The sequence below is a fragment of the Runella sp. MFBS21 genome (assembly GCF_029433105.1).
In the GTDB taxonomy this organism is placed as follows: Bacteria; Bacteroidota; Bacteroidia; order Cytophagales; family Spirosomataceae; genus Runella.
This window is the reverse complement of sequence record NZ_JARNTW010000001.1, coordinates 55994-73778: the sequence shown is the minus strand read 5'-3', so window position 1 is coordinate 73778 and position 17785 is coordinate 55994. Positions and strand designations below refer to the sequence as shown.

10 protein-coding genes are annotated in these 17785 nt (G+C 42.2%); 9 read left to right on the top strand and 1 reads right to left on the bottom strand.

The window, feature by feature from the left end:
• The first annotated feature begins 12 nt into the window (after nt 1-12).
• From P1X15_RS00205 to P1X15_RS00180, 6 genes are all read left to right on the top strand, one after another.
• Nucleotides 13-351, top strand: coding sequence for a PadR family transcriptional regulator (locus P1X15_RS00205; RefSeq protein WP_028523024.1), 339 nt, complete (start codon nt 13-15; stop codon nt 349-351).
• Complete coding sequence (locus tag P1X15_RS00200) at nt 348-3002, top strand: ABC transporter permease (protein ID WP_277336129.1); 2655 nt, start codon at nt 348-350, stop codon at nt 3000-3002. Before P1X15_RS00205 ends, P1X15_RS00200 begins: the two co-directional genes overlap by 4 nt.
• Nucleotides 3003-3230: 228 nt before the next feature.
• Nucleotides 3231-4217 carry a FecR family protein gene (locus tag P1X15_RS00195; RefSeq protein ID WP_277336128.1) on the top strand — a complete coding sequence of 329 codons (987 nt, stop codon included), beginning with the start codon at nt 3231-3233 and terminating at the stop codon, nt 4215-4217.
• 54 nt (nt 4218-4271) lie between these two features.
• The gene (locus P1X15_RS00190; protein ID WP_277336127.1) at nt 4272-7700 is read left to right on the top strand and encodes a SusC/RagA family TonB-linked outer membrane protein; all 3429 of its coding nucleotides are present in this window, start codon (nt 4272-4274) and stop codon (nt 7698-7700) included.
• Between the two features lie 15 nt (nt 7701-7715).
• Complete coding sequence (locus P1X15_RS00185) at nt 7716-9227, top strand: RagB/SusD family nutrient uptake outer membrane protein (protein WP_277336126.1); 1512 nt, start codon at nt 7716-7718, stop codon at nt 9225-9227.
• Nucleotides 9228-9250: 23 nt separating this feature from the next.
• On the top strand, nt 9251-10780 hold the full coding sequence (locus tag P1X15_RS00180) for a sulfatase-like hydrolase/transferase (protein ID WP_277336125.1): 1530 nt from the start codon (nt 9251-9253) through the stop codon (nt 10778-10780).
• 43 nt (nt 10781-10823) lie between these two features.
• On the opposite strand, the gene P1X15_RS00175 is transcribed toward P1X15_RS00180, so the two are convergent.
• Nucleotides 10824-11420 (bottom strand): RNA polymerase sigma-70 factor, encoded by a 597-nt coding sequence (locus P1X15_RS00175; protein WP_277336124.1) that lies wholly within the window; start codon nt 11418-11420, stop codon nt 10824-10826.
• Between the two features lie 521 nt (nt 11421-11941).
• Between P1X15_RS00175 and P1X15_RS00170 the strand changes: the two genes are divergently transcribed.
• The 3 genes from P1X15_RS00170 (at nt 11942) to P1X15_RS00160 (ending at nt 17744) form a co-directional block, all read left to right on the top strand.
• Nucleotides 11942-14320 carry an ABC transporter permease gene (locus P1X15_RS00170; RefSeq protein ID WP_277336123.1) on the top strand — a complete coding sequence of 793 codons (2379 nt, stop codon included), beginning with the start codon at nt 11942-11944 and terminating at the stop codon, nt 14318-14320.
• A gap of 378 nt (nt 14321-14698) precedes the next feature.
• A complete protein-coding gene (locus P1X15_RS00165) occupies nt 14699-15034 on the top strand; it encodes a PadR family transcriptional regulator (RefSeq protein ID WP_277336122.1) in 336 nt (111 codons plus the stop codon).
• Between the two features lie 13 nt (nt 15035-15047).
• Nucleotides 15048-17744: an ABC transporter permease gene (locus P1X15_RS00160; protein WP_277336121.1), complete on the top strand. Its 2697-nt coding sequence runs from the start codon at nt 15048-15050 to the stop codon at nt 17742-17744.
• Nucleotides 17745-17785 lie beyond the last annotated feature (41 nt).

The window sequence follows — 17785 nt, the reverse complement described above, 5'->3', positions numbered from 1 at the left end:
AATCATAATACCATGCGTCGAACCTATTTAGGCGAATTTGAGGAAGTAGTTTTGCTGATGGTTGCCATTCTCGATGGAGAGGCGTATGGCGTCACGGTCAGTCAGGCGTTGGAAGAACACACGGGGCGGGTCGTGACCTTTGGAACGGTGCACAATACGCTCATTCGGTTGGAAGAAAAAGGCTTTGTCGGTTCCGAACTCGGTGGCGCAACAAACGAACGCGGTGGCAGGAGGAAACGTCTTTTTCACGTCACGGCGCTGGGGAATCGTGCTTTGCAGGAAATCCAACAACTGCGCCAACAACTTTGGCAACTCTTACCACCGACTAAATTGCAATTGAACAGCCTATGAAAACCAACGAACTTCATCCGCCTCAGTGGGCCAACCGCGTCTTGAGGTGGTTTCATCCCGAAGATACCCTCGAAGAAGTGGAAGGTGATTTGGATGAACTATACGCTTACTGGTACGAGCGCGCAGGCAAACGCCAAGCAACGTGGAGGTATTTGCTCAATGTCGCATCGGTATTGCCTCCTTTTGTCCGTCGTCGCGAGAAAAAACAAGCTTATCATAACCCTTTCTTAATTCAGCCATCTATGTTACGCAATTACTTTACCATCGCTTTTCGAACCTTGGCGCACAACAAGGTGTATTCATCCATCAACGTCATTGGTTTGAGTATTGGCTTGGCAGCAGCTATGTTAATCATGCTTTACACCAAAGACGAGGTGAGTTTTGACCGGTTTCATGCCAACAATCCTCACATTTATCGCATTACGAGCAAACAGTTTACACCTGCGGGGGTTTTTCAGTCGTACAACACCCATACAGGGTACTTGCAAGGGCCTAAATTTGCGGCGGGTGTTCCCGAAATCAAAATGTCGGTGCGTTACCAAAGCAACCGAAGTGACATCAAAGTGGGAACAGAAGTCAAAAGTTTTGAATCATTTTATGCCGATAGCAGTTTTTTTGCGCTGTTTTCGTTCCCACTTGTCAGCGGAAATCCTGCTACGGCGTTAAGAGAACCAAAATCAGTAGTGCTTTCGGAAGAAATGGCCGAAAAACAGTTTGGAACCACCAACGTTTTAGGAAAAATTCTTTTAGTGCGAAATTCGCAAGGAGATTCAAAGGAGTTTGAACCCTATACCGTGACGGGAATTGCCAAAAAATGCCCTCAAAATTCTTCGATTAAGTTTGATTTTCTTTTTCCCTATGTGGTAAGCAAAGCTGAGATGGCCAATGAAAGTAATTGGTTCAGCTTTTTCCAAAATACGTTTGTAGTGCTCCAACCCAATGCCAATCTCAAAAAAGTAGAAGCAACCATGAACCGCGTTTATCAAGCCGACGCCAAGGGCGCTATCAAGGAAATGGCCGAGAAATACGGCGATAAGGATAAGGTCATCTATACGTTGCAGCCTTTTACTGATATGCATCTCAATAAAGATATGCCTGCCCAAAACGGCTTGGTGGACGGCAGCAACCCGATGTTTTCGTACATCCTTTCGGGTATTGCGATGTTTATTTTACTGATTGCGTGTATCAATTTCGTGAACCTGACGGTGGCACGCTCGCTCAAACGGGCCAAAGAAATTGGGGTACGTAAGGTCGTTGGCGGCGGCCGTGGGCAGTTGGTGATGCAATTTTTGGGCGAATCGTTTATTCTGTGCTTTTTGGCCTTTGGATTTGCGCTTTTGTTAGTCCAAATGGTGCTGCCTACCTTCAATGAGCTTTCTAACAAGGCATTGGCATTTTCGTATTTGTTTGATGCTAAATTAGTGGCGGGTTATATCGGTTTGTTTTTGGCCACAGGTCTTTTGGCGGGCTTTTATCCTGCGTTGGTTTTATCCAATTATAATCCTGTTCAAACGCTTTACAGCCGCTTCAACCTTTCGGGCAAAAACTACCTTCAAAAAGGCTTGGTGGTGTTGCAGTTTGCGTTGGCTTCGTTTTTAATCATTGCGACGCTTACTATTTATTCTCAGTTCAACTATTTGACCAACAAAGACTTAGGTTATAATGACAAAGGTATCGTAATGGTGGGCAAGTCGGGCTTGAGTCGGAATGAAGCGAAGGTCTTTAAAGATGAACTACTGAAAAATCAAAATATACGGGACGTAGCCCCAAAAAACGGTGGAAACTGGTACACAATTGCCAAAGTAAACGGCCAAACCGAAATTAATTTTGCCTATGAAACCGTAGATGCTACCTACTTTCCGCTGTTACAAATCCCGATTATCAAAGGGCGAAATTTTTCGGCGGAGTTTAATTCTGATTCTACTTCGTCGGTATTGGTCAATGAGTCTTTTGTGAAAAAAGCAGGTTGGGCAAACCCGTTGGGGCAAGTAGTAGATTTTTGGTACAATGAAGGCGAAAAATACAAAGTGGTTGGCGTAGTGAAAGATTTTCACTTTGAGTCACTTACCTCAGAAATCAAGCCGCAATTGTTTACAATGAAGCCAAGAAATCAATACGGAAAGGTGTTCGTCAAAATCAAAGAAGGAAGCGAAACTGCGAGCCTAAGCCATCTTGCCAAAACCTACAAAAAACTCTTTCCAACGAATCCATACGAGTATAAGTTTATGGATGAAGAAAACGAAAAGCGCTACGAATCCGAAGCCAAATGGAAGCAAATCATGCTTTTTGGCGCGATTCTGACGATTTTTATTTCGTGCATTGGCCTTTTCGGTTTGGCAACGCTGTCGGCCGAGCGGCGCACCAAAGAAATTGGTATTCGTAAAGTATTGGGCGCGTCGGTGGCAAGTATCACAACGCTACTTTCGGCTGATTTTTTGAAACTGGTCAGTTTATCGTTTGTTTTTGCCTTTCCTGTGGCTTATTATGCCATCAAACAGTGGCTCGAAAATTATCCATACCGCATCGACATCAGCGTTTGGACGTTTGTGATTGCGGCGGCATTGTCGATTCTAATCGCCTTTTTCACCGTCAGTTTTCAATCCATCAAAGCGGCTTTGGGCAATCCTGTAAAATCGCTGAAAGCAGAGTAAAGAAATATTAAGACTTACCAGGGCTAACGTAAGTCTTTGTAAGTTTCTATTCTAGATCAGCCCTTCCAAGACGTCTTGGAAGGGCTTTGTTTTATTTATAAAAGCTATTTTATAGTTACGCATTTTTAGAGTTAAGCCTTTTCCTCTATAGTTTTTTCAAAAATTATTCAATCTCCTATTAGGGTAAACATTATAAATGGGGTCTTCATTACAAAAGGCATTCATTCAATGGACACCCGACTTAATAAAAATATTTTGTGGGCTTATTTCGAAGGACGCGCTACTTCTATCCAGAAGCAGCTTATCCTAGAATGGTTACAGAGCGAAACCAATCGCGAAATATTTTATCGAATGCTGCATGAATGGGAAAAAGAAAACCTACAGTTCCAGCCTAATATAGAAGAAGATTTCAAACGGCTCACCCTACAATTGTCAGAACCCACGCCGCAGTTTTCAGAATCACCCCTCGAATCTATTCACAAATCACCAATTTATAAGATTTGGATAGCCGCGGCTTCGGTCATATTATTATTAATCGGATGTTGGTGGGCACAAGATTTTCTTCTTTATAAAACTTACACTACTGGTTTTGGTCAAATCCAAACCCTTCGCCTACCCGATGATAGCCGCGTGGTGCTAAATGCAAACTCAACATTGCAAGTTCCTCGCTTTGCTTTTTTGAGTAATCATCGTGAAGTAAAGTTATCAGGCGAAGCGGAATTTTCTGTGGTACATACGATAGACCATCGCCGTTTTTTTGTACACACTCCCGACCACCTAGAAGTCGAAGTATTAGGAACAGAGTTTTTAGTATATAGCCGTGGCCACGGTTCCAAAGTGGCGCTTAGCCACGGGAAAGTAAAGTTGCGTCACTTAAAACACCAAAAATCAGTGGACATTCGTCCGGGAGATGTAATTACAGTGAATGTTCAAGGGCATTTCCATCTACAACCCCAACAAAACATAACCGAGCAAGTAGCTTGGAAAGAGCATCGATTTGTATTTAATAGAACACCCCTAATCGAAATAGCCCGCAAAATACAAGAGCAGTTTGGAGTTACTGTACAGATTCCTGACTCTGCCTTGGCTATGCGACAACTCTCGGGTAATTATCCCGCTACCAATGCGGAAGAATTACTACAAATGATGACCCGTCTCCTTGATCTGCAACTCCAAAGGCTCGAAGAGTCAGTGGTAGTATTATCAGAAAAATAACGTATTCATTTCCTCCTATTTTCTCAGACTTTTAACAAGCCTAAACCTCTACTTATGTATAAATACCTACATTTTATCTTTCATTGCGGCTTGTGTATATGGATGTGGTTGCTTTATCCTGTACCTTCTCAAGGCCAAGCAATGGCCTACCAAGGAGTCAAAACCCGCACTGAATCTACGCAGACGATTCGGGTTAAATTACGCGATGCCTTACTGGATTTGCAGAATCGCTATCAGGTCAATATTGTCTTTGACGAAAAATTAGTAGAAGGCATCACTTTGGATGCCCAATCGGTCAATCGTACCCAAAGTTTGCCCCAAAAGCTGCATACTTTACTCAAAAAATCAGGTTTGAAATATGAGCAGACCCGTAAAGATACTTACCTCATTCTTCCTGATAAAAAGACCGATACAGCTCCTACGACCGAATCCGAAAAAACCAGTACAATCATTCAAGACATCCCCTTAGAAACACCTAAAAGTCATTTGGCGCCTACACCACTTCATACCATACAAGTCACGGTTAGTGGGAATGTAAAAGATGAAAATGGAAAAGGCTTACCGGGCGTCAACATTGTAGAGAAAGGAACCTCCAATGGCACCAACTCTGATGCTGAAGGAAATTACAAAATTTCTGTAACAAATACCACTAGTATACTTGTTTTCAGCTTTTTAGGATACAATCCTCAGGAAGTAGCAGTAGGTAGCAATTCAATTCTTAATATCTCAATGACCCCTGACAATCGGGCCCTTTCGGAGGTAGTAGTAGTAGGATATGGTACCCAAAAAGTAAGTGATATTACAGGTTCAGTGGCTAGAGTTTCAGAAAAAACGTTACAAAGTCGGCCTGTTTCTAACTTTCAGGAAGCGCTACAGGGCCGGGCAAGTGGGGTACAAATTCAACAAACGGGCGGAGATTTGGCAGGGCGCTTTACTATCAATATTCGTGGCATAGGTTCTGTGACGGGCAGCAACAATCCGTTGATTGTAGTGGATGGGATTCCGTTGTTCAGTAGCGATTTTTCTACTATCAACCCAAAGGATATTATAGCTATTGATGTTTTGAAAGATGCGTCTGCAACGGCTATTTATGGTGCTCGCGCGTCCAATGGCGTTCTTAACATCACTACTCGTCGCGGACAAGCGGGCAAAACAGAGTTTACTTTTAGTACATCTCAAGCGGTAGAAAAGATAGCCAAACGCTATGATGTGTTGAGTACCGAACAACAACGGCAGCTCTTTATTGAAGCTTTCAAAAACACCAACCGTACCACTACCACTTATGAAGACCTCAGCAATCCTGCCTGGAGTGTCAATACAGATTGGCAAGATCTGGTTTCACAAACGGGTTTCCGCCAAGATTACAACTTAGGGATTAGTGGGGGTAGCGAAAAAAACCGCTTTGCGGTATCGGCTTCTTATTTGAATCGAAAAGGAGTGATTCGAACTTCTGACTTATCCTCGTTTTTCTTTCGGGCCAACAACGACATTACTTTTAGTCCTAAATTTAGACTTGCTACTAGCTTATCAGGAAGTCGCCAAGAGCAAAGCCCTGTCAACAACGACAGTTTTCACGGAGGTGCTTACAAAAGTGCGATTTCGGTACATAGCTATGTAGAGCCCTTTGACCAAAATGGTAATTTAAAAGGAATCACAAATACCGCAGACCCTTACTTTGGAGAAAATCGTAATCCGCTCATTGACTTATATTTACCCACTCGAAAATCTACTTCCAGTAGGCTATTAGGAAATATAAAAGCCGATTGGGAGCTTTTATCAGGGCTTACTCTCTCGGGCAATGCAGGAGCAGATTTGGTCTTCCAAAATGATTTTACCTATTTACCAGTTTATAAAGTAGGCATCTATGCCCTTGACCAAGGTAGTACAACTACATCTACGGGGCAGCAAATCAACTGGGTGACAGATGCTACCCTTCAATACGCCAAAACTTTTGGCAAACATGATATAAAAGCTTTGGTTGGAACTTCAGCTCAATCTTATATCAATAAAGGTAGTAACATAACTGGTACTGGGACGGTAGACAATGCCCTCAATCAATTATCCAATCAAACCAATTTTACAGGAAATGGCTTTGACATTACCTCTGGTTTGGCCTCTTTATTTGGGCGATTAAATTACGGATATGAAGGTAAATACTTACTCACCGCTACTGTTCGCAGAGATGGGTCTTCCAAATTTGGGGCCAACAAAAGATATGGGGTATTTCCATCAGCTTCTGCCGCGTGGCGCGTTTCGGAAGAAGCTTTCATGCAAAACCAAACTTGGTTGAGTGACCTTAAAATACGCGTCGGATATGGGCTTACGGGAAATCAAAACATTGGAGATTATGCTTTTATCACCCGTGCAGGTGCGGCTCCCTACGTATTTGGCAATACCGTAGTAGTAGGAAACGCCCCCCAAAATATTGGAAACCCTAATTTGCAATGGGAATCAGCCAAGCAATTAGATGCGGGCATAGATTTTGGATTATTGCGAAACCGTCTTTCTGTAACCATTGATTATTATACCAAAAAATCAGAAAAGCTACTGGTAAGAACCCCCGTACCTTTTACGGCGGGTGTACTTGAAAACCCTACTATCAATATTGGTTCTGTACAAAATCAAGGTGTGGAATTGGCACTTTCTTCCCGCAACTTTGTCGGAAAGTTTGCATGGACCACTGATTTCAATCTTACTTATAATCAAAACAAGGTCTTAGACATTGGTACCAATTCTATAGGTGCTCCCTTAGAAATTCCAGGTTATACGCTTGAGTTGCCAGGTGAGCCAGCCAATTTAACCCGCGCAGGCTCGCCCGTGGGAGCTTTTTATCTCTATGAGTTTGTGGGCATTTGGCAAACTGCCGACAAAGACTTAGCAGCGCAGTATGGAGCCGTCCCAGGCGACCCCCGCTATGCTGATATCAATGGAAATGGAAAATTTGACATTGGTGATAAAGCGATTTTGGGCACGCCTCACCCCAAATTCTTTGGAGGACTGACCAATACTTTCAGCTATGGGCCATTTTCCCTTTCAGTATTTGCAACATTTTCTGCGGGCAATCAGCTTTACAATTCGATGCGAAATCTAAACGCCCGCTCTGTACCATTTAATCAACAACTCGTCGAAGTCGCCGATTTTTGGACACCCACCAACCCTTCTAATACCATTCCTCGGCCTTCGCAGGGGGGCAATACCACCTATCTTGCCACCCGTGCCTCAAGTCGCTTTCTCGAAAATGCCGATTTTCTTCGCTTGAAAGACGTAAGTGTTTCCTACGATTTACCTTCTTCTTTACTCAACGTTCTTAAACTTAGTAGAGCACGGGTTTCTCTTCAGGCTGTCAATTTGCTTACGCTTACCAAATATCAAGGATTAGACCCCGAATCTTCTAGCCGTAATGACTTACTATCAGCCGGTATCGACAATACCCCTTATCCTCTTACTCGAATGTATTCGGCTTCTTTACAAATCGGATTTTAAAATCAGAGCAACTCTATGAAAAAGATCATACAACCTCCCTATCTGATATTGTTTTTAGGGCTTTGGCTAGTATCTAGCTGTAAAAGCATCCTAGAACCCCAAATGCAAGGTCAAATTGCTTTAGAAAATTTATTTACGACCGAAGCTGGGATGAACACTGCCCTCAACGGTGTATATGCGCCCCTCCAAGGCTTGTACAAAGGGCCTATGCAACGTCTCACCGATTTGGCAAGCGACGACGGCTGGACTTGGCGTAACGAGCTAGAGCCCGATTTGTTTGTGGCCGAGCCTGTATTTACACATTCACAAACAGTATGGCAGTCTACTTATCAAGGTATTACGCGGGCCAACTCCGTCATCGACAATTTGGGATTAACTACCTTTTCAAATCCCCAAACCAAAAGCTATACCGAAGGGCAAGCCAAATTTTTACGCGCTTTTTATTACTTCAATTTGGTTCGATTGTTTGGAGGAGTACCTCTCATTGTGAAAGAAATCAAAGAAAGAAATGATTCGGAAGTACCACGGGCAAGTATTCCCGAAGTTTATACACAAATTAAAAATGATTTGACGAGTGCGATAGAATTACTGCCCCTTACTTATTCGGGCGGAACCAGCGGAAATGAAGCTGGACGCCCCACCAAACTTTCGGCCATAGCCCTCAAAGCATTGGTTCATTTGGAATTAGAGGAGTGGGATGCGGTCATTGAAAATACCGATAAAATCATCGGACAGCGCAGTTTAGCGGCCGATTATGCTTCTTATTTTAATGGTTCTGCCGAAAACGGTACGGGCGTTTTATTTGAAGTTCAATACGGCGGAATAGATGCTTCTACCACTACCAATATGAGTACTTTTTTTGCCCCTACTAGTACTCCTAATGGCAGCGCTCTAATTCTCCCAACCGATGACAACTTAAAAGGCAAAGGCGGAGGGCCTTCTTCGGGCAATGGCTTCGTACAAGCATTTGAAAATGGAGACACGCGTAAAGCGGTGATTTTGAGTAATTATGGATTAGCCAATTTTGTTGATGCTTCCCAACCTGTCGGTAGCTTAAACTATGTCCACAAATACTACAACACCAAAGACCCTAATGGAAGAAGCACTTGGAATCTTCCCTTGATTCGCTATGCCGAAATCCTGCTAGCCAAAGCAGAAGCACTCAACGAAAAAACCTATCAATCAAACAGTCAAGCATTTGTGCTATTAAACCAAGTACGCACAAAAGCGGGCTTAGCAGCCTTAGATGCTACCCAACTACCCTCTCAAGCAGATTTTAGAAAAGCCCTACGAGCCGAACGCCGTATTGAATTGGCATTTGAAACGAAGCGGTATTTTGATTTGAACCGCTGGGGAATCTTGGAATCAACTATCCAACAACAACTCTCTTTACTGGCGTTAAAATTTCCTACGGCGCGTACGATTACTCATCCTATTACCAATAAAAAACAATATTTGTACCCCATTCCGGCTACTGAATTTATCAATAATGCTCGTTTAGGAAACCAAAATCCCGGCTATAATTAACCGATATTTATTGTTTTATAGATATGAAAATCGTCACTCATAAAATTCTAGCTTCGTTGGCCTCGGTAACATTGGTCGGTTTTTCGGCTTTCATTACCAAAACAAAACCTGAGTTCAACCTCTCTCGCCCTAATATCATCATTATATTGGCCGATGACATGGGCTATGGTGATACACAATGTAACAATCCCAATGCCCAAACTCTCACACCACACTTAAACCAATTGGCAAAAGAAGGTTTACGCTTTACGGATGCTCATTCAGGTTCAGCCGTTTGTACTCCTACGCGTTATGGTTTGCTTACGGGTCGTTATGCCTTTCGTTCACCACTTAAAAAAGGGGTATTAGGGGGCTACTCTCCTATGCTGATTGAGCCAGAAAGATTTACAGTGGCTGATTTGCTAAAACAAGCTGGTTACAAAACAGCGGCTATCGGGAAGTGGCATTTAGGACTCAATTGGCCCAGCAATGCCAACCTAAAGCCTCAAGAATTGGGCAGCCCTTCCGAACAGGCTTCTGCAACCAATGTTGACCTTAAAAGTGATTTAGTAAAAGGCCCTAATGACCTCGGCTTTGATTATAGTTATATTATTTCTTCGTCGTTGGATATTCCGCCTTATGTTTACCTCGAAAATGGCAAACCTACCGAAAGAGTCATCACCGATATTGCGGGCAACAACAACCCAAGAGGTGTTTTTTGGAGAGCGGGTAAAGGGGCAGAGCATTTTAAACTCGAACAAACTCTCGACCACTTTACCCAACAAGCACAAACTTTCATCCAACAAGCGAGTCGAGACACAAAGCCTTTCTTTTTGTATTTGCCCCTAACCAGTCCACATACTCCTTGGCTACCCGCCGCCGATTTTCAGGGTAAGTCGAAGGCTGGTATCTACGGTGATTTTGTAACTCATACCGACGATGTAGTAGGCCGTATTTTGAAGACTCTTGATGAAGCAGGAGTCAAAGACAATACTTTAGTGATATTTACCTCCGACAATGGTGCTGACTGGAAACCTGGTGATGCTGAAAAATTTCCAGCCCATCAAGCCAATTATATCTATCGGGGTCAAAAATCTGACATTTGGGAAGGCGGGCATCGAGTTCCTTTCTTAGTGCGTTGGCCTGCTGCTTTCAAAAACCCTCGTAGTGTATCTCAAACAGTATGCCTCACGGATATGATGGCGACTTTTGCTACTTTAACTAAGCAAAGTCTTCCTGCCCACAGTGCTCAAGATAGCTTTGACTTTTCTACTTATTTCACATCCAAAAACCCCACCAAGGCTAATCGCGTAAGTACCATACACCATTCTATTAGTGGCATGTTTGCTATTCGAAAAGGTAAATGGAAATACGTAGAAGGTCAGGGTAGCGGAGGCTGGTCGAAAGATGAATCGCCCTTGAAGCATCTGGAAGCTCAACTTTATGACCTTGAAAACGACCCACGAGAAACATCTAATTTACTGGAAAAACAACCCGTAATTGCCTCTGAAATGAAATCGCTTTTGATAAAACAAAGAGAGCAAGGATTCTCACGAATGGGGGCTAAAGAATAGTCCAACGCCATTTCGTAAAAAAAGCCCGCAGAACGGGCTTTTTTTACGAAATGAAAAAATATAAAACGAGCCAAGCGCCATCATTTTTGAGGGCTTTTCGCAACCCTGCCAACGCCTTACTCATATGAGCTTCCACGGTCTTGAGCGTAATTTGAAGTTCTTCCGCAATGGCTTGGTATCGCTTACCCTCAAACCGATTCATCATAAACACTTTGCGACTTTGGGGAGATAAATTGTCAATAACAGATTCTACTTTTTGGGATAACTCATCATAGCTGAGGATATCTTCGGGGGTAAGGCTATGAGGCACAAAAACCCCATCTTCGCTATCAAATGCCTCTATGCTTATTACATTGGCATCACGATTAAACTCCCGTTGCAGGTATTTTAGCCCTCTATGACGCACCATCGTGTATAGATAAGCACGATAAGAAGTAGTAATGTGAAGGTAAATTTCTTTTTGCCAAAAAACATAAAAAGCTTCACTTACCAAATCTCTCGCAGCTTCGCGAGAATATACGTATCGAATGGCATGACTACACAAAGGGGTATAGTATTCTCGAAACAACAATTCCCAGCCCTTTTTGGGATCTTCCTCAAATGCCTTTCTAATAAATAATTCTTCATCCAAATACACCATCCCTTCGTTTACATCTTCTGAGGATGCAACTTGGTCTTGCCGAAAATCGGGAGAAAGTGCGTTATAGAAGTTGAGTTGTTTGATAGAGCGATTGATTAGAATATCCTTTATTTACTAAGACCCTAATCCTTCAATTTACCCTAATATTATTTTCCAATTTTTTTAAAAATAATCTCAAAAAAGTTATAAATCACTTTTTGAAAATCTATACAAAGTGTACGAAAATGTACAAAACATGTACGATTTCGGACATTTTAGTAACTTTTTTAAGAGACAAACCACACAATATCAGCACTTTATTGTACTGGCAAGCTATTTGTTCACCAAAAAGACAGAAATACCCAACATACCTTTTTACATCTCTAATTACTTTAGGGAGTACTTTGTACATTGTTACCAAAACTAAGTACTATATCCATCGATTTTCTGTCATTGGTTTGAATTACGGAATCAGTTGAGAAGTTATTCCTCCAAAAGTCGACAGGTCTATCTAAGATTAACCTACAACTAAATTAAGCGTTATGATACAAAATTACTTCAAAATTGCCCTTCGCAATTTGTGGAAAAATCGTCTTTTTTCGCTTATCAATATCTTTGGGATGTCGGTAGGGATGGCATGTGTAGTGATTTTAATCCTCTTTGCACAAAAATGCCTCACTTTTGATGAGTTTCATGCTCATAGTGACCGGATTTATTATATCCAAACCGAAATTAATGACCAAAAACATGAAAAAACAGTTTACCCTATTTTAGAACAATTGCAAAAAAATTACCCTGAAATAGAAACAGGTACCCACATCCAAACCTGGTATTCACCGTGGATTCATTATGGCACTAAAGACCTCCAAGAAAGCACCGTTTTTGTAGATTCCTCTTTTTTCCAAATTTTTAGTTTCCCACTAAAATATGGCACTCCTACCACGGCGCTCAAAGGCCCTAATTCCATCGTGATAAGCGAGAAAATCGCCCAGAATTTATTTGGTAATATAAACCCTCTCGGCAAAACCGTCACCCTCGATGATACTTTACAGTTTAAAGTGTCGGGGGTATTAGAACCTATTCCTTCCAACTCCTCCCAGCAGTTTGAAGTTTTACTTCCCACCCAATTACTCTTTTCTCTCCCTGATTTTAAAAAACGAGCCAATTGGTTCAATATATTTTCACCGGTATTTGTCTTACTCAAAAAAGGCACTGACCCCAAAGCATTAGAAGCCAAACTCCCCCAAATTGTAAAAACTCACTTTGTACCCGAATCTCGTAACAACTCCTTATATCTAAGCAAATTCAAACATTTTATTCATAATCAAAACCCTACATTTAAAGGGCTTATTTATGGATCTATTGCCATTGCGGTTTTTCTGCTGTTGATTATTAGTATCAACTTAATCAATCTCAACATGGCTTCGGCCTTGCCAAGATTGAAGGAAGTAGCAGTAAAACAAGTCATTGGGGCTACTAGAAGTGTGATTTTAAAACAATTTTGGCTAGAAGCGGGCATTGTTATGCTGCTCTCTTTGTGGTTTTCCGGATTTTTTGCCAAGTATTATTTGATTCCTTCTTTCAATCAGCTTCGAGAAGGGCACATGCAACTCGACATTTCTTTAGAACACGACTATCCTACAATTGTAATCATACTATCTATTTCGCTTTTGGTGACTTTCGTAGCGGGTACTTATCCTGCTTACTACCTCATGCAATTGAAGACTACCGAAGCCGTCAAGGGGAAGATTTCCAGCAATCCTAACCGTGGACGTTTCCGACAAAACGGTCTGATTGTATTGCAGTTTGTATTGGCGGTGATGTTGATTGTAGGCACGTTGGGTCTGCGACAACAAATCAATTTCATGAAAACCACCGCCCTAGGTTATGATAAAAACAACGTTTTGGTTTTTAATACCAACCTAGATTACCGCAATTCGTCTGCGGCTCTTTCGGCGGGGAGGGTGATATTGGATGAGCTGCGACAAAATACAAATGTAGAGTCGTTTTGTACTTCTACGCTTATACCGGTGAAATATTGGTACAATTTCAATGAGTATTATCCCGCAAAAAAACCTAACCAAAGTGTACGTATACTTCACGCAAATACCTTTGAAAATTACTTTGAAACCTACAAAATCCCTTTCATTGAAGGACGTAGTTTTTTGGATAATTCTGCTGACTCAGTCAATCATAATATAATTATCAATGAAGCGGCAATGAAGGCCTTTGGCTGGAAAACCGCCGTAGGCAAACAACTGCGCCAACAAAATGACCCTACTAATTATACAATAATAGGAGTCACCAAAAATTTTCATTATCAAAATCTGAAAGAATCCATAGACCCGCTGCTTCATTGGTATGCAGGCAAACAAAAACTTAGTAATTTTTTAACTATCCGTTTGAAAGACCCAACTAAAGCAAACACCATCATTAAAACAGTAGAAGCGCGATTTAAAAATATACCTAGCCGCCGCCCTTTATCTTATTTTTATCTTAACGACGAACTTACCAAAACCTATAAGCCTATTGATAGTATTTGGCAGATGATAAGCTTTGTGACATTGCTTGCTATTTTGATTGCTTGCGCGGGCATTTTTGGGTTGATTTCGCTCGTGGCCAAACAGCGCACCAAAGAAATCGGCATTCGTAAAGCATTGGGAGCGAGTGTCACCAATATTGTGGCTATGCTTTCAGGCCAATTTCTCCAACTTGTAGGTGTAGCGTTGATTATCAGTTTGCCTATTTCTTACTGGTTAGGCCAAAAACTGCTAGAAACTTTTGCCTATCGTACCCAACTCCAATGGTGGTATTTGATATTTGTGGCTATTTTCGCACTCGTTATCGCCTTGGTCTCGGTTAGTTTTCAAGCGCTCAGAGCAGCCCTCAACAATCCCGTAGAAAGCCTTAAAACGGATTAAATAGCGTCCAGTTGTGTACATCACTTGTCCGTTTTTGGACACTTCTCAGCAGGTAGACAAGCTATTTCAGAAGTAGAGGAGTACCAAATTATCTTTTGTTTTAACCTCATCCCAACCCTTCTCCTTGCAGGAAAAGGGCTTTACAAGTTCCCCTAAGCAGAAAACAGAGGGAGGATTTAGGGGGGAAGAAGCGCACTGACCGAAGATAATTTGGCACACCTCCCTTTCGAGGTAGTTTTTTTGAAAATTGGCAAGGTATTTTACATACAGAAATAGATGAAATAAAAATTGTCTTAAAAATAAGACTAAAATAGTCCCTTCCAGTCTCTAAGGTTTGGAGGGACTCAGCACTAAACTTTAAAATACCTTTCACCACTCATGCGAAGAAGCGACTTAGGGGAATTTGAAGAAGTAGTTTTATTAACCGTAGCGGTTCTGGCACCCAATGCTTACTCGGTATCTATCGCCGAAGAATTGGAAATAGAAACAGGCCAAACTGTAAGCACAGGAGCTGTGCATGCTGCCTTACAACGCCTAGAACAAAAAGGTTATGTAACGTCTCAATTAGGAGAAGCCACCTCCGAACGTGGAGGACGCCGCAAACGAATTTTTACTGTTACGGCTTTGGGCGGTCGCATATTGAACGACGTTCGGCAAGTTCGAAACCGTCTTTGGGACCGCATTGTACCACAAGTGACCTTAAAATGGAACTAATCCTTGTGCAGTCATGAAATTTCCAAACCCACTTAGTCCGTTTCCGTGGCTTGATGATTTGCTCAATCGCCTGCTCGCACCACATTTGCGAGAGGAAATCATGGGCGATTTGCATGAACGCTACCAACGCCGCACACAGCGGTTGGGTGAGTCAAACGCCCGTCAACGCTATTGGCGCGATGCCCTCGCATATGTCCGTTGGTCAAACATCAAGCGCCAATCTAATCCGTATCCAACAACCTATACATACAGCCCAACCATGATACGCAACTATTTCAAAATCGCTTTTCGTACCCTTACTCGCCACAAATTGTATACGGCCTTGAACGTGGCTGGCCTGACTTTCGGAATCACGTGTTTCCTTATCATTGGTTTGTACTTATTTGATGAATTAACCTTTGACCAACAGCACCGTAACGCGTCGCGCATTTATCGAGTCATCGAACACAAAAAGACCAAAACCGATGACCTTACGATTGCGGCCGTAAGCTATAAATTGGCCGAAGAATCAAAGAAAAGTATTCCAGAAATTGAGACAACGGCGCGTATGACGAGTTTTGGCCGGGATAATTTGTCAAACCCTGAAACCAAAGACAAATTTCACTTGACCATCAATTTGGCAGATGAGAATTTTATGAAAATATTTGATTTTGAGACGATTGCAGGCGAAAAGCAAACAGCCTTAAAAGAACCAAATTCGATTGTGATTACTGAAAAAATTGCTCAAAAACTATTTAATAACACCGAGGTTGTCGGAAAAATACTTCGTTTTGATTTTACGGAAAAACCACTCAAAATCACGGCAGTTATTAAAAATCATCCGAGCAATTCAAGTTTTGATTTTGAGTCTTTATTATCCGAAAGTACTTTCAACGACGATGCTGAGTTTCAGCAGTCTAATGCGTCAGATTGGTCTTCGCACAATTATACGGTCTATGCTTTATTAAAAAAAAGTGCTCAATCTCAGCTGGTTGGCACAAAAATAAATGCCTTGGTTCAGGCCAACTATAAATTCGAAACAGGAACAACAGTCGGTTATTTGTTGCAACCACTTACTGATATGCGTTTACATTCTGACCATATTGCTACGGGTTCTACCAACGTAGGCTCAGGCAAAGGGAGTATTTTGTATATCAAAATTTTTGGAATAGTCGCTCTTTTTGTATTGCTGATTGCTTGCATCAATTATATGAACCTGACGACCGCACGAGCCACCAACCGCTCCAAAGAAATTGGCGTTCGCAAAGCCAACGGCGCGTTTCGAAGTCATTTAATCAACCAGTTTTTGTTTGAATCGTTGCTCGTAACCTTACTTTCGTTCGTGTTGTCGATTGGGTTTGTCAATCTTCTTTTGCCGTCTTTCAATGCTTTTACCGAAAAGCAGCTTTCGCTTGGCTTCCATTCCGATTACCGTATTTGGTTGTACACGACCATTGCCGTGGTGCTAACGGGCTTGATTTCGGGGAGTTATCCAGCATTTTTACTGTCACGTTTTAGCCCGCTTGCTTTGTTAAAAACCCTCAAACTACAAAACCAAGGAGACTTGTCACTGCGGAAAGGCTTGGTTGTGTTTCAGTTTACGATTTCAGTTGTGATGATTATCGGGACGATTGTGCTATTTCGTCAAATTCAGTACGTCAGCAACAAAGATTTAGGATTTAGCAAAGAGTTGTTATTAGTGGTAGATATTAATTCGGGAGACGTGCGCAAAAATGCCCAAACAATCAAAAATGAAATCAGTAAGATAGCTACAGTAAAGAATATTTCGGTAACAACGCGGGTACCAGGCGAATGGAAAAACATTCCTACCATTAAAATTCGTCCCGAAGGTAACACCGACGAACATTCGATTTCGTATTTGTTGGGCGTCGATGAGCACTTTACCAATACCTTTGAAGTAAAGCTCGTGAACGGACGCAATTTTGCAGGCACAGACGATTCTACGTCTATTCTGTTGAATGAAACAGCAGCCAGCATGTTGAAAATTAAGGAAGCCGCAGGGCAATTGGTCGAAATCCCCGAACGCTCCATGGGAGGAAGTTACAGCCCGCTCCGCAATGGCCAAACGTTCCGTGCACGCGTGGTCGGCATTGTCAAAGACTTTCATTTCCAGTCGCTTCGCGAAAAAATTGCTCCTATGGTGTTGGCCTACCAAAACAACCCCGTGCATTCGATTGATTATTTTACATCAAGAATTACAGGAAACGACGTTCCGAATACCTTGGCTAAAATAAACGAAGCTTTGATAAAAATTGATCCTGCTCATTTGTTGGAATATCATTTTTTGGACGAACAATTAGCCCGCTTCTACGCCGACGACCACCGTCGCGAAACCATGCTGATTTGGGCGGCGTTGGCCACTATTTTTATTGCTTGTCTAGGGTTGTTTGGTTTGGCTACCTACACGGCCGAACAACGTGTCAAGGAGATTGGCGTTCGTAAAGTATTAGGAGCGAGTGTGTTTAGTCTCACAACATTGCTTTCCAAAGATTTCTTAAAGCTGGTATTGATTGCCAACGGTATTGCGTTTCCATTGGCTTGGTGGGCAACGCAACAGTGGCTGGAAGAATTTGCATATCACATCAACGTCGAATGGTGGGTGTTTGTCGTGGCAGGAGCGTCGGCAATGTTTATTGCGCTATTGACCATTAGCTATCAGGCTATCAAAGCAGCGTTGATGAATCCTGTGAAATCCTTGAAGACGGAATAAATCGGCGTAGAGACGTTGCATGCAACGTCTCTACCAACCCA

Bases quoted from the DNA above. Each gene is read 5' to 3' on its own strand.
- P1X15_RS00165 (WP_277336122.1), top strand. From the start codon at position 14,699: ATGCGAAGAAGCGACTTAGGGGAATTTGAAGAAGTAGTTTTATTAACC.
- P1X15_RS00195 (WP_277336128.1), top strand. From the start codon at position 3,231: ATGGACACCCGACTTAATAAAAATATTTTGTGGGCTTATTTCGAAGGA.
- P1X15_RS00160 (WP_277336121.1), top strand. From the start codon at position 15,048: ATGAAATTTCCAAACCCACTTAGTCCGTTTCCGTGGCTTGATGATTTG.
- P1X15_RS00190 (WP_277336127.1), top strand. From the start codon at position 4,272: ATGTATAAATACCTACATTTTATCTTTCATTGCGGCTTGTGTATATGG.
- P1X15_RS00175 (WP_277336124.1), bottom strand. From the start codon at position 11,420: ATGGTGTATTTGGATGAAGAATTATTTATTAGAAAGGCATTTGAGGAA.
- P1X15_RS00180 (WP_277336125.1), top strand. From the start codon at position 9,251: ATGAAAATCGTCACTCATAAAATTCTAGCTTCGTTGGCCTCGGTAACA.
- P1X15_RS00205 (WP_028523024.1), top strand. From the start codon at position 13: ATGCGTCGAACCTATTTAGGCGAATTTGAGGAAGTAGTTTTGCTGATG.
- P1X15_RS00170 (WP_277336123.1), top strand. From the start codon at position 11,942: ATGATACAAAATTACTTCAAAATTGCCCTTCGCAATTTGTGGAAAAAT.
- P1X15_RS00200 (WP_277336129.1), top strand. From the start codon at position 348: ATGAAAACCAACGAACTTCATCCGCCTCAGTGGGCCAACCGCGTCTTG.
- P1X15_RS00185 (WP_277336126.1), top strand. From the start codon at position 7,716: ATGAAAAAGATCATACAACCTCCCTATCTGATATTGTTTTTAGGGCTT.